The 12,965-nt window shown below is 72.0% G+C and carries 10 protein-coding genes; 9 read left to right on the top strand and 1 reads right to left on the bottom strand.

All coding sequences use genetic code 11. The annotated features are described in order from the left end of the window. Nucleotides 1-10: 10 nt before the first annotated feature. The gene (locus tag ACFZBX_RS31685) at nt 11-1,660 is read right to left on the bottom strand and encodes a PucR family transcriptional regulator (RefSeq protein ID WP_391537237.1); all 1,650 of its coding nucleotides are present in this window, start codon (nt 1,658-1,660) and stop codon (nt 11-13) included. 357 nt (nt 1,661-2,017) lie between these two features. Between ACFZBX_RS31685 and ACFZBX_RS31690 the strand changes: the two genes are divergently transcribed. From ACFZBX_RS31690 to ACFZBX_RS31730, 9 genes are all read left to right on the top strand, one after another. Continuing rightward, nucleotides 2,018-3,529 carry a gamma-aminobutyraldehyde dehydrogenase gene (locus tag ACFZBX_RS31690; RefSeq protein ID WP_391537238.1) on the top strand — a complete coding sequence of 504 codons (1,512 nt, stop codon included), beginning with the start codon at nt 2,018-2,020 and terminating at the stop codon, nt 3,527-3,529. Nucleotides 3,530-3,580: 51 nt separating this feature from the next. After that, entirely contained in the window at nt 3,581-4,837 is a 1,257-nt protein-coding gene (locus ACFZBX_RS31695; protein WP_391537239.1) for a spermidine/putrescine ABC transporter substrate-binding protein, read from the top strand. 39 nt (nt 4,838-4,876) lie between these two features. Continuing rightward, entirely contained in the window at nt 4,877-6,019 is a 1,143-nt protein-coding gene (locus tag ACFZBX_RS31700; RefSeq protein WP_391537240.1) for an ABC transporter ATP-binding protein, read from the top strand. Next, the gene (locus ACFZBX_RS31705; RefSeq protein WP_391537241.1) at nt 6,016-6,945 is read left to right on the top strand and encodes an ABC transporter permease; all 930 of its coding nucleotides are present in this window, start codon (nt 6,016-6,018) and stop codon (nt 6,943-6,945) included. Before ACFZBX_RS31700 ends, ACFZBX_RS31705 begins: the two co-directional genes overlap by 4 nt. Next, entirely contained in the window at nt 6,945-7,748 is an 804-nt protein-coding gene (locus ACFZBX_RS31710; protein ID WP_391537242.1) for an ABC transporter permease, read from the top strand. The genes ACFZBX_RS31705 and ACFZBX_RS31710 overlap by 1 nt, the downstream gene beginning before the upstream one ends. Before the next feature lie 81 nt (nt 7,749-7,829). Continuing rightward, the gene (locus tag ACFZBX_RS31715) at nt 7,830-9,224 is read left to right on the top strand and encodes an NAD(P)/FAD-dependent oxidoreductase (RefSeq protein WP_391537243.1); all 1,395 of its coding nucleotides are present in this window, start codon (nt 7,830-7,832) and stop codon (nt 9,222-9,224) included. A gap of 186 nt (nt 9,225-9,410) precedes the next feature. Beyond that, entirely contained in the window at nt 9,411-9,842 is a 432-nt protein-coding gene (locus ACFZBX_RS31720; protein WP_391537244.1) for a hypothetical protein, read from the top strand. A gap of 61 nt (nt 9,843-9,903) precedes the next feature. After that, complete coding sequence (locus ACFZBX_RS31725) at nt 9,904-10,680, top strand: hypothetical protein (RefSeq protein ID WP_391537245.1); 777 nt, start codon at nt 9,904-9,906, stop codon at nt 10,678-10,680. A 170-nt stretch (nt 10,681-10,850) separates the two neighbouring features. Then, a complete protein-coding gene (locus ACFZBX_RS31730; protein WP_391537246.1) occupies nt 10,851-12,374 on the top strand; it encodes a CoA-acylating methylmalonate-semialdehyde dehydrogenase in 1,524 nt (507 codons plus the stop codon). The last annotated feature ends 591 nt before the right edge of the window (nt 12,375-12,965 follow it).

The following is a 12,965-nucleotide window of genomic DNA, read 5'->3' on the forward strand; positions in this document are numbered from 1 at the left end:
CGGCCGTCGGCTAGCGGCGCACGGCGTCCAGCGCGAGCAGGGCGACGTGCAGCGAGAGGCAGGACTCCACCTGGTCGAGGTCGACCCCGAGGATCCGCTCGACCTTGTGCAGCCGGTCGTAGAAGGACGGCCGGGACAGGTGCGCGGCGTCCGCGGCGGCCGACTTGTTGCGCCCCTGCTCCAGGTAGATCCGCAGCATCTGCACCAGCTGGCCGTTGTGCTCGGCGTCGAAGGCGAGCAGCGGGCCCAGCTCCCGTTCGACGTAGGTCTGCAGCCGGGCGTCGTCGCGCAGCAGGTGCAGCAGACCGCGCAGCCGCACGTCGGGCAGCCGGTAGTACGACGCCGTCCGGCCGCCGGGCACGTCGTGCAGCGCGGCGTCGGCGACCTGGGTGGCCTCCAGCAGGGTGCGCCGGGCGTCGCGGACCGAGCCCACCGAGGAGCCGACCGCGACCACCGGCGCCGGCGCGGCCGGGTCCCTGGCCGCCTCGGCGGCCAGCCGGCGCAGCGCCGCGGCGAAGGCGTCCAGCGCGGCGTGCTCGTCCTGCTGGGGGCCGAGCGCGATCAGCACGCCGACGCCGTCGTCGTCCAGCGCGCCGACCAGCGCGGAGAGCCGGCAGGCGCGCACGGCGCTCGCGGCCAGCTCGGTGAAGTCGCGCAGCCGGGCCTGCGCCTCCAGCGCGGCGGGGATCGGGCCGCGCCGCTGGCGCAGCACCGCGCCGACCAGCCGCCTGCCCTCCAGCGGGACGCCGAGCGCCTGGGCGCGCAGCGCCACCTCGGAGACGGTCAGCGCGTGGGTGAGGATGCCGGAGAGCAGGGTGCGGTGGGTCTGGCGCTCCAGGCTCTCCCGGTCGCGGACCACCAGCCGGTTGAGCGCCAGCGCGGAGGCGCCGCGCTCCAGCAGCATGGTGAACGGGTGCGGGCCTCCCTCCGGCAACTGCCCCGGCTCCTGCACCAGGACCAGCCGCCCCCAGTCCTGGCCGCGGGCGCCGACCGTGGTGACCAGCCAGCCGCTGCGCGGGTCGTGGCCGGTGCGCCCGGGCGGGCGGACCCCGCGCGAGCGGCGCTCCCAGTCCTCCAGCAGCTCCGTCTCGGGCCGCCCGGCGGGGTCGTGGGCGAGCACCTGGTGGGCGAGGTTCTCCAGGACGACCGGGGCGCCGGCGAGGCGGGCCACCTGGCGGACCACCTCGGCCGGTTCGGCGCCCTCCACGACCAGCTCGTTGAAGACCTGGTGGATCGCCTCGGAGGTGCGCAGCTGTTCCAGCTGGGCGTTGACCACCAGGGCGTGCACCGCCTCGGTGACGGCGACGAAGCGCAGCTCGCGGCGGAGCGCGATCAGCGGCAGGCCGCGCTGCTCGGCGGCGTGCACCAGGGCGCGCGGCAGGGTGTCGAAGTAGCGCCGGCCGAACTCGATGACCAGCCCGGCCGCCCCGATGTCGGCGAGTTCGCGCACGTACCGGGCCAGGCCCTCGCGGTCCTCGGGGAGCGCGATGCCGGTGCTCAGCACCAGTTCGCCGCCCTGCAGCATGCCCGCGACGTCGGGCAGCTCGCTGACGTGCACCCAGCGGACCGGGCGTTCCAGGTGATCGCCGCCGGCCACCACCTGGGGCAGGCCGCGGCGCATCACCTCCAGGTCGAGCACACGGGCGACGGTGGGGAGCATCGCGGCCTCCAGGGTTCAGAGTGTCAAGGAAATCATCCATCGCGGCGACGACCTGTTGCCCTGGCCGACGCCTTGCACCCTGTAAGGCGCTTCACGCCGAGATTGTCGCAGTGGCCCTTGTCACGCCCCGGCGGCAACGGGCATGGTCAGCGGGTCGGCAGTGGCGAGACCCCGGACGTCACCGGTGATCAACCGGCCGGACGCCCCGTACCGCGTCCGGCGCCCCGCGCCCGGCCCGTACGCCCGGGCGGCCGCGGACGGCGCCGGTGCGGCCCTCGGCCCGCCGGCACGTGCAGCATGGCGGGGCCGGCGCGGCCGTCCGTGCGGCACACGAACCACCGGGACTTGGAGGAAGACATGGACCTGACCGACTTCGGCGCGGGCGCGCAGTACATCGCGGGCCGGTGGAGCCGGGGGAGCGGCGCTCCCTTCCAGGTCGTCAACCCGGCCTACGGCAGCGTCGTCGAGGAGGTCACCCTGGCCTCCACCGACCAGGTCGACGAGGCCGTGGCCGCCGCCCGGGCCGCCCTGCCCGAGTGGGCCGGCGCCACTCCCGGCGCCCGTTCCGAGGCGCTGACCCGGCTGGCCGGCGTCCTCACCGGAGCGGCCGCCGACCTCGCCCGGGTCGAGACCGCGCAGACCGGCAAGCCGGTCAAGCTCTCCACCGAGTTCGACGTCCCCGGCACCATCGACAACGCCGCCTTCTTCGCCGGGGCCGCCCGCAACCTGGAGGGCAAGGCGGCGGGCGAGTACTCCGGCGACCACACCTCCTACGTGCGGCGCGAGGCGATCGGCGTCGTAGGGTCCGTCTCGCCCTGGAACTACCCGCTGCAGATGGCCGCCTGGAAGATCCTCCCGGCCATCGCGGCCGGCAACACCATCGTCCTCAAGCCGGCCGAGCTGACCCCGCTGACCTCGCTGATGTTCGCCCGGGCCTGCACCCTGGCCGGCATCCCGGACGGCGTGGTCAACGTCGTGACCGGCGACGGGCGGACCGCCGGGGAGCACCTGGTCTCGCACCCGGACGTCGCGATGGTCTCCTTCACCGGCTCCACCGCGGTCGGCAAGCGGGTCGCCGAACTCGCCACCGCGACCGTCAAGCGCACCCACCTGGAACTCGGCGGCAAGGCCCCGTTCGTGGTCTTCGACGACGCCGACCTGGACGCCGCCGTGCACGGTGCGGTCGCCGCCTCGCTGATCAACGGCGGCCAGGACTGCACCGCCGCCACCCGCGCCTACGTCCAGCGGCCGCTCTACGACGCCTTCGTGGCCGGGGTGGCCGAGCTGTACGGCGCGATCCGGCTGGGCGACCCGCTCGACCCGCGGACCGACCTCGGCCCGCTGGTCTCCTTCACCCACCGCGACCGGGTGGCCGGCTTCGTCGAGCGCGCCCGCGGCTACGCGACCGTGGTCACCGGCGGCGGCGCTTCCGGGAAGGGCCACGACGGCACCGACCTCACCCGCGGCGCCTACTACCGCCCCACCCTGATCACCGGCGCCGCCCAGGACAGCGAGGTCGTCCAGGGCGAGATCTTCGGCCCGGTCCTGGTCGTGCTGCCCTTCGACAGCGACGACGAGGGCCTGCGGCTGGCCAACGACACCCCCTACGGCCTGGCCGCCTCGGCCTGGACCGGCAATGTGCACCGCTCGCTGCGCGCCACCCGGGAGATCGCGGCGGGCTGCGTCTGGGTCAACGACCACATCCCGATCATCAGCGAGATGCCGCACGGCGGCTACAAGTCCTCCGGCTACGGCAAGGACATGTCGCAGTACTCGCTGGACGAGTACACCCAGGTCAAGCACGTCATGTTCGACACCACCGCAGTCGCCCGCAAGGACTGGCACCGCACCGTCTTCGGAGACAGATAACCGGACCGGGTGGACCCCCACACCCCCTTCGCCCCCCAGGAGGCCCGTCCCATGGCGTTCAACGAGCTCACCGACGGACTGTCGGAACCGGTCCGAAAGGCCTGGGAACGCAGTCTGACCAGTGGCCGGGCCGCCCTCAGCCGGCGCACCGTGCTGCGCGCCGCCGCCCTCACCGCCGGCGCGGGCTCACTGGCCGCCTGCGGCATCCCGCCGGCCAGGAACGCCAACGGGACCGGCGACTCCACCGCGAACGCCGCCAAGGACCTCTCGGAGAGCGAGCGGGAGGTCAACTTCTCCAACTGGCCGCTCTACATCGACGCCGACGAGAACGACAAGGAGAAGCACGGCACCCTGGAGGCCTTCACGGCCGCCACCGGCATCAAGGTCAGGTACACCGAGGACGTCAACGACAACGTCGAGTTCTTCGGCAAGGTCAAGCCTCAGCTCGCGGCCGGCCAGGACACCGGCCGCGACCTGATGGTGCTCACCGACTGGATGGCCGCCCGGATGATCCGCCTCGGCTGGGCGCAGAAACTCACCCCGGCCAACGTCACCACCGCCATCACCACCATCGACTCCCGCTTCCGCGCCCCGGACTGGGACCCGGGCCGGCTCTACAGCTACCCGTGGGCCGGCATCCAGGTGGTCGTCGCCTACAACAGGAAGGCCACCAAGGGGAAGGAGGTCACCAGCGTCGCCCAGCTGCTGGAGGACCCCGACCTCAAGGGACGGGTGACCTTCCTCTCCGAGATGCGCGACAGCATCGGCATCACCCTGCTGGACATGGGCAAGGACCCGGCGAAGTTCACCGCCGACGACTACGCGGCCGCCGTCGCCCGGCTGCAGAAGGCCGTCGACAACAAGCAGATCCGCCGCTTCACCGGCAACGACTACGGCCAGGAGCTCTCCTCCGGCGACATCGCCGCCTGCGTCGCCTGGGGCGGCGACCTGATCCAGCTGCGCGCCGACAACCCCGACATCGAGTTCGTCATTCCCGAGAAGGGCTTCGTGAGCAGCACCGACAACCTGCTGGTCCCGGCCAAGGCCCAGCACAAGGCGAACGCCGAGAAGCTGATCGACTTCTACTATCAGCCGAAGATCGCGGCGCAGCTGACCGCGGGCATCGGCTTCGTCTCCGCCGTCAGCGGCATGCCGGAGGAACTGGCCGCCATCGCCCCGGACAGCGCGGCCAACCCGCTGGTCGTCCCCACCCCCGAGATGGCGGCCAAGGCGCACGTCTTCCGGACCCTCACCGAGGCCGAGGAGAGCGACTTTGAGGAGAAGTTCTCCAAGCTCATCGGCGCCTGACCCCCACCGACGGCAGAGAAAACCAGAGAGACACCACCCATGACAGAGCAGCAGAGCTCCGCGGCCGCCGGCGGCGACGTCCGCCTCACCGGCATCGGCAAGACCTACGGCTCCTTCACCGCCGTCCACCCGCTGGACCTGACCGTCCCCCAGGGCTCCTTCTTCGCCCTGCTCGGCGCCTCGGGCTGCGGAAAGACCACCACCTTGCGGATGATCGCCGGGCTGGAGGAGCCCACCACCGGCACCGTCCTGATCGGCGGCCAGGACGTCACCCGGCTCCCCCCGTACAAGCGGCCGGTGAACACCGTCTTCCAGAGCTACGCGCTCTTCCCGCACCTCGACATCTTCGAGAACGTCGCCTTCGGCCTGCGCCGCCGCGGCCGGAAGGACGTCAGGAAGCAGGTCGACGACATGCTCGACCTGGTCGAACTCGGCCAGTACGCCCGCCGCAAGCCGCACCAGCTCTCCGGCGGCCAGCAGCAGCGCGTCGCCGTCGCCCGCGCGCTCATCAACCACCCCCAGGTGCTGCTCCTCGACGAGCCGCTCGGCGCCCTCGACCTCAAGCTCCGCCGCCAGATGCAGCTGGAGCTCAAGCGCATCCAGACCGAGGTCGGCATCACCTTCGTGCACGTCACCCACGACCAGGAGGAGGCCATGACCATGGCCGACACCATCGCGGTGATGAACGGCGGCCGGGTCGAGCAGCTCGGCGCCCCCGCCGAGCTCTACGAGAACCCCGCCACCACCTTCGTGGCCAACTTCCTCGGCCAGTCCAACCTGCTGGCCGCCGAGGTCACCGGCGCCGCCGGCGAGGACCTGCTGCTCACCGCCGCCGGTGCCCGGCTCGCCGTCCCCAAGGCCCGCTGCGCCACCGGCGCCACCCGGGTCCACCTGGGCGTGCGGCCGGAGAAGATCACCATCGAGCACGGCTCCGCCGAGGTCGCCGACGGCCGCAACCGGCTGGCCGGCACCGTCCTCGACTCCAGCTTCATCGGCGTCTCCACCCAGTACCTGGTCCGCACCGACGGCGGCCAGGAGGTCACCGTCTTCGAGCAGAACATGGAGCGCGACGCCCGGATCGTCCCCGGCGCCCCCGTCGTCCTGCACTGGAACCCGGCCCACTCCTTCGCCCTGGACGCCGCCCAGGCGATCGACGCGGGCACCGGGGAGGCCGCCGCATGACCACCACCACCCCGGCCGCGCCACCCGAGGTCGTCCCCCTCCCCGGCGCCGCCCCCAAGCCCCGGCGCCGGCTCACCCCGTACTGGCTGCTGCTGCCCGGCATCGCCTGGCTGGTCGTCTTCTTCGCGGTGCCGATGGTCTACCAGGCCTCCACCTCACTGCAGACCGGCTCGCTGGAGGACGGCTTCCGCGTCACCTGGCACGTCGCCACCTACTGGGACGCCCTGGCCGAGTACAAGTGGCACTTCCTCCGCTCGTTCGGCTACGCCGCCACGGCGACCGTGCTCTGCCTCGCCATCGGCTACCCGCTCGCCTACACCATCGCCTTCAAGGTGAGCCGGCGCTGGCGCAACGTGCTGCTGATCCTGGTCATCGCGCCGTTCTTCACCAGCTTCCTGATCCGCACCCTCGCCTGGAAGACCATCCTCTCGGACGGCGGCCCGGTGGTCGGTGCGCTGGACGCCCTGCACGTCCTCGACGTCACCGCCGCCCTCGGCCTCACCGAGGGGGACCGGGTGCTCGCCACCCCGCTCGCCGTGGTCTGCGGCCTCACCTACAACTTCCTGCCGTTCATGATCCTGCCGCTGTACACCTCGCTGGAGCGGATCGACCCGCGGCTGCACGAGGCCGCCGGCGACCTCTACGCCCGCCCGTTCACCACCTTCCGCAAGGTGACCTTCCCGATCTCGCTGCCCGGCGTGGTCGCCGGGACCCTGCTCACCTTCATCCCCGCCTCGGGCGACTACATCAACGCCCAGCTGCTGGGCTCGCCGAGCGAGCAGATGGTCGGCAACGGCATCCAGAAGCAGTTCCTGAACGTGCTCGACTACCCCACCGCGGCCGCGCTGAGCTTCATCCTGATGGCCCTGATCCTGGGCATCGTGACGGTCTACATGCGCAAGGCCGGGACGGAGGAACTGGTCTGATGTCCCGAGTGATCGCCTGGGTCCGCCGCAACCTGGTGGTGCTGGCCGGCCTGCTGGCCCTCGCCTACCTGGTGCTCCCCAACCTCGTCGTGCTGGCCTTCTCGTTCAACAAGCCGGTCGGCAAGTTCAACTACGAGTGGAACGAGTTCTCCACCGACGCCTGGACCGACCCCTGCGGCGTGGCCGACATGTGCCAGTCGCTCTCGCTCAGCCTGCGGATCGCGGTCGCCGCCACCATCGGCGCCACCGTCCTCGGCACCCTGGTCGCCTTCGCGCTGGCCCGCTACCGCTTCCGCGGCAAGGCCGCCACCAGTGCGATGATCTTCCTGCCGATGGCGATGCCCGAGGTCGTGATGGCCGCCTCGCTGGGCACCCTCTTTCTCAACATGCGCATCCCGTTCGGCTTCACCACGATCCTCATCGCGCACATCATGTTCTGCCTCAGCTTCGTGGTGACGGCGGTCAAGGCCCGCGTGATGAGCATGGATCCGAGGCTCGAACAGGCCGCCCAGGACCTCTACGCCACCCCCGCCCAGACCTTCCTGCGGGTCACCCTGCCGCTCGCCGCCCCCGGCATCGCGGCCGGCGCGCTGCTCAGCTTCGCGCTCTCCTTCGACGACTTCATCATCACCCAGTTCAACTCCGGCCCGACCACGGTCACCTTCCCGATGTTCGTCTGGGGCGCCTCGCAGCGCGGCATCCCGGTCCAGGTGAACGTCATCGGCACCGCGATGTTCATCGCCGCCGTCGCGCTCACCATCGGCGGCCAGTGGCTGGGGAACCGCCGCAAGGCCACCGCCTGACCGACCCGGCCGCCCGCCCGGCGTACCGTCGGGAGGCGGCCGACCGAACACCACCAATGTGCAGAAAGTGGCTGATAATGCATGGACTCCGCCCGCGCACTCAGTGACGCCAGGCCCACCCCTTTCTGGCTGGAGGACCCGGGCCGGCCGGCGGCACTGCCCACCCTCGTCGGCGACACCCGCTGCGACCTGCTGGTCGTCGGCGGCGGCTACTCCGGCCTCTGGACCGCCCTGATCGCCAAGGAGCGCGACCCCTCGCTGGACGTCGTCCTGGTCGAGGGCCAGGAAGTGGGCTGGGCCGCGTCCGGACGCAACGGCGGATTCTGCGCGGCCAGCCTCACCCACGGCTTCGGCAACGGCCTGCAGCGCTGGCCCGCCGAACTCGGGCAGCTGGAGCGCCTCGGCGTCGCCAACCTGGACGGCATCGAGGCCGCCCTGGAGCGCCACGGCATCGACGCCGAGTGGGAGCGGACCGGCGAGATCGACATCGCCACCCAGCCGCACCAGCTCGACGAACTGCACGAGATGGCCGAGGCCGTCGGCCGCTACGGCCTGGACGTCACCGTGCTCGACCGCGACGAACTGCGCGCCCAGGTCGACTCCCCGACCTTCCTCGGCGGGGTCTGGGACAAGGACGGCGTCGCCATGGTCCACCCGGCCAAGCTGGCCTGGGGCCTCAAGCAGGCCTGCCTGGACCAGGGCGTGCGGATCTACGAGCACACCTCGGCGAGCGCCCTGCGCGAGCACGGTCCCGGCATGGCCGTGCGCACCCCCTACGGACGGGTCCTGGCCGGCAGGGTCGCGCTCGGCACCAACGCCTTCCCGTCCCTGCTCAAGCGGGTCCGCCCGTACATCGTCCCGGTGTACGACTACGCGCTGATGACCGAGCCGCTCACCGCCGAACAGCTCGCGGCCATCGGCTGGCACGGCCGCCAGGGACTCAGCGACAGCGCCAACAAGTTCCACTACTTCCGGCTCTCCGCCGACAACCGGATCCTCTGGGGCGGCTACGACGCCGTCTACCGCTTCGGCGGACACGTCCGGCACGAGTACGACCAGCGGCCGGAGACCTTCCGCACCCTGGCGCGGAACTTCTTCCAGTGCTTCCCCCAGCTGGAGGGCCTGCGCTTCACCAACGCCTGGGGCGGTGCCATCGACACCTGCAGCAGGTTCTCCGCCTTCTTCGACACCGCACACCGGGGCCGGGTCGCGTACGCCGCCGGCTTCACCGGCCTCGGCGTCGGAGCCACCCGGTTCGGCGCCGAGGTGATGCTCGACCTGCTCGCGGGGGAGCGCACCGAGCGCACCGAACTGGAGATGGTCCGCCGCAAGCCGCTGCCGTTCCCGCCCGAGCCGGTCCGCTGGGCCGGCATCGGGATCACCACCCGCTCCCTGGAGCACGCCGACCGCACCGGCGGGCGGCGCAACCTCTGGCTGCGCACCCTCGATCGGATGGGGCTCGGCTTCGACAGCTGAACCCCGGCCGCCGAGGTCCCGGGTGCGGTGACGGCGCGCGCCGTGCAGAGGCGCGCCGTGCAGACGCGAGCCGTACAGACGCGAACCGTGTAAGAGAGACCCGCCGTCCGCCTCTCGTTGGTGACGGCGGGTCCCAGCGTGTCCCGCCGCCACCGAACGCACCGACGCGCAGAGCGGGGACGGCACATGGAGATCACCGGACTGGACTGGCTGGCACGCACCGCACCCGACCCGGCGGCCTTCCGGGAGCAGTGGGAACACACCGGCGCCGGTCTGGCGCTGCTCCCCGCCGGACGGCACTGGGACGTCCTCTCCGTCCCCGGCCGGCTCGGCCGCCCGGCCCTCGACCTCTTCGGCGCCGGCGTCCGCGGGCCGGTGCTCGCCGACTTCGGCGACGAGTACATCGGCTTCCTGGTGCCGGCCGGCACCGCCGCCCGATGGATCGGCACCGGCGTGCGCTGCGCGGGGGAGGGCACCTGGATCGTCGTCCCCCACCCCGGCCACCGCGGCCGGGGCGTGCGCTGGCTCGTCCCGCCCGACGGCACCGGACGGCTCAACGACCCGGTCCTCCTGGAGCTCGCCCTGCACGAGGCGGCCGTCGCGCTCGGCGACTGGTGACCGTCCGGCCCGCGCCGGACCGCCGGGCGCGCCGCCGCCGACGGCGCGCCAGACTGGAGGGGTGACCACCGTCCCGGACGCCGTCGGCCCCTCCCTCCACCCGGGCCCGGCCCAGCTGCGCCTCGTCGAACTGGCCCGGCCCGCGTGCGAGCGGCATGGGCTCGTCCTCGCCGGTGGGCACGCGCTGCGTGCCCACGGCGTCGCGGCCTGCGACCAGGACGGACTCACCCTCGTGGCGGCCGGCGCCACCGACCTGCCCCGGGCCGCCGCCGACCTGGCCGCCGCCTACCGCGCGGCGGGCGGCGGCGTCGCGGAGCGTCCCGGCACACCCCGGCTGGAGCAGCTCTCGGTCCGGCTCGTCCTGGGCGGACGGGCGCACACCGTCGAGCTGCGCAAGGAGCCGCTGGGCCACCGCCCGGTCCGGATCGACCTCGACGGGCCGGACGGCACCCCGGCGGCGGTGGACGCGGTCGCCCTGGAGGACGCCGCAGCCCTCACCACCGCGCTGCTCGTCGACCGCGCCCTGCCGCGCGACCTGATCGACGCGCACGCGCTCACCGCCTGCTACCGCGAGGGCGAACTGCTCGCCCTGGCCACCGGCCTGGACGCCGAGTTCCAGCCCACCGCGCTCGCCGAACGGCTGGAGACGCTGGCCGAGGCCGCCGACGGCCGGTTCCGGGCCCGCGGCCTGTCCGCGGAGGAGGTCGACGACCTGAAGCGGTGGGCACTGGCCTGGGCCCAGGACCTCCGGCTGGACCTGTTGGAGACCCAGGAGGCGGAGGACGGCCTGCACGACCCCTATCTGGAGGACCAGGAGGCCGAGGCCGACGACCTGTAAGGCTGAATCCCCGATCCCCGTCAGCCTGTTCGTTGAGACCGTCGGGTCCTGCCAGCAGACTGGACGGGTGAGCGCGGTAGCCCCGTGACCCCGCCGCCCGTCCCGTACGGGTGGCGCCACACCAGGGACCGGTGGCGTCAGGCCGCCCGGACTTCGGAGGCAGACGGACCTTGAGCAAGCACATCACCCACTGGATCGGCGGCCGGTCGGTCGCCACCGCCGGCGCCGCGCCCCGCCGCGGTGACATCTTCGACCCGGCCACCGGCCAGGTCACGGGCCAGGTCGACTTCGCGGAGGTCGCGGAGGTCGACCAGGCGGTCGCCGCCGCCGCCTCGGCCTTCGCCGAGTGGCGCACCACCTCGGTCGCCAAGCGCGCCACGGTCCTCTTCGCCTTCCGCGAGCTGCTCAACGCGCGCAAGGACGAGCTGGCGTCGATCATCGTCTCCGAGCACGGCAAGGTGCATTCGGACGCACTGGGCGAGATCGCCCGCGGCCTGGAGGTCGTCGAGTACGCCTGCGGCATCCCGCAGCTGCTCAAGGGCGGCTACACCGAGCAGGCGTCGACCGGCGTCGACGTCTACTCGATCCGCCAGCCGCTCGGCCCGGTCGCGATCATCTCGCCGTTCAACTTCCCGGCCATGGTGCCGATGTGGTTCTTCCCGATCGCCATCGCGGCGGGCAACACCGTCGTCGTCAAGCCGTCCGAGAAGGACCCGTCCGCCGCCGACTTCCTCGCCGGGCTGTGGAAGGAGGCCGGTCTGCCCGACGGCGTCTTCAACGTCGTGCACGGCGACAAGGTCGCGGTCGACCGCCTGCTGGAGCACCCCGACATCAAGTCGGTCAGCTTCGTCGGCTCGACCCCGATCGCCCGCTACGTCTACGAGACCGGCACCCGCTACGGCAAGCGCGTCCAGGCGCTCGGCGGCGCCAAGAACCACATGCTTGTCCTGCCCGACGCCGACCTCGACCTGAGCGCCGACGCCGCCGTCAACGCCGGCTTCGGCGCGGCCGGCGAGCGCTGCATGGCCGTCTCGGTCCTGGTCGCGGTCGACCCGATCGGCGACGAACTGGTCGAGAAGATCAAGCAGCGGATGGCCACCCTCACCGTCGGCCCCGGCTGCAACGGCGAGTCCGAGATGGGCCCGCTGGTCACCGGCCAGCACCGCGACAAGGTCACCTCCTACGTCGAGTCCGGCCTCGCCGACGGCGCCGAGCTGGCCGTCGACGGCCGCAAGCACGCGGTCACCGCCGAGGACCGCGACGGCACGCCCACCGCGGACGGCTTCTGGCTCGGCCCCACGCTCTTCGACCGCGTGAAGCCCGGCATGTCCGTCTACACCGACGAGATCTTCGGCCCGGTCCTCTCCGTGGTGCGGGTCGCCTCCTACGAGGAGGGCCTCGCCCTCATCAACGCCAACCCGTACGGCAACGGCACCGCCATCTTCACCAACGACGGCGGCGCGGCCCGGCGCTTCCAGTACGAGGTCGAGGTCGGCATGGTCGGCATCAACGTGCCGATCCCGGTCCCGGTCGCCTACTACTCCTTCGGCGGCTGGAAGGCCTCGCTGTTCGGCGACGCCCACGCGTACGGCCAGGACGGCGTTCAGTTCTTCACCCGCGGCAAGGCGGTCACCCAGCGCTGGCTGGACCCGTCGCACGGCGGCATCAACCTCGGCTTCCCGACCAACAGCTGAGTCCGGAACCCGACCCAGGCCGGCCCGCGTACCCGCGGGCCGGCCTGCGGCGTGTCCGGGAGTTTGCCCGACGTTTGCCTTCGGCGTGGTTCCGGCGTAGTGTTCCCTAGTCGCTCGACAGGGAGCACCGGACACGCATCTGCGCGGACGGTCCCGGAGCGGCCAATCTCTGGAAATACAACGCCGCCCCGCTCGGGGTTTATTTTGCGTGTGCATTTTCGGGGATTGCGGCCGGATTCGCTTTTCGGAGCGGGGATCGGCTAGAGTTTGAAACGTCGGACGGGGCGTCAAGCCGCAGAAGACGCCAGCGAGTTGGATGAAGGAAGCGCCGGGAACGGCACGGAAAACATCTGGTAATCTGGAAACACGAAAGAACGAAGCGCCCGGAGGGCCGGTGTGAAAGCCGCCTGAAGGAAGCGTCCGTTCCTTGAGAACTCAACAGCGTGCCAAAAGTCAACGCCAGATATGTTGACATCCCCGGCCTCGGACTTGTTTCGGGGTTGGAGATTCCTTTTGAAATAACACTAGCGAGGACGCAGTGCGCGGGATCACCCTATTCCGGTGGTTGCCGTGCCGCTCAACGCGGGTGTG

The sequence above is a fragment of the Kitasatospora sp. NPDC008115 genome (genome assembly GCF_042957205.1).
In the GTDB taxonomy this organism is placed as follows: Bacteria; Actinomycetota; Actinomycetes; order Streptomycetales; family Streptomycetaceae; genus Kitasatospora.

Coding starts and splice junctions, on each gene's coding strand:
- ACFZBX_RS31710 (WP_391537242.1), top strand. CDS start 6,945: ATGTCCCGAGTGATCGCCTGGGTCCGCCGCAACCTGGTGGTGCTGGCC.
- ACFZBX_RS31705 (WP_391537241.1), top strand. CDS start 6,016: ATGACCACCACCACCCCGGCCGCGCCACCCGAGGTCGTCCCCCTCCCC.
- ACFZBX_RS31720 (WP_391537244.1), top strand. CDS start 9,411: ATGGAGATCACCGGACTGGACTGGCTGGCACGCACCGCACCCGACCCG.
- ACFZBX_RS31690 (WP_391537238.1), top strand. CDS start 2,018: ATGGACCTGACCGACTTCGGCGCGGGCGCGCAGTACATCGCGGGCCGG.
- ACFZBX_RS31685 (WP_391537237.1), bottom strand. CDS start 1,660: ATGCTCCCCACCGTCGCCCGTGTGCTCGACCTGGAGGTGATGCGCCGC.
- ACFZBX_RS31715 (WP_391537243.1), top strand. CDS start 7,830: ATGGACTCCGCCCGCGCACTCAGTGACGCCAGGCCCACCCCTTTCTGG.
- ACFZBX_RS31700 (WP_391537240.1), top strand. CDS start 4,877: ATGACAGAGCAGCAGAGCTCCGCGGCCGCCGGCGGCGACGTCCGCCTC.
- ACFZBX_RS31695 (WP_391537239.1), top strand. CDS start 3,581: ATGGCGTTCAACGAGCTCACCGACGGACTGTCGGAACCGGTCCGAAAG.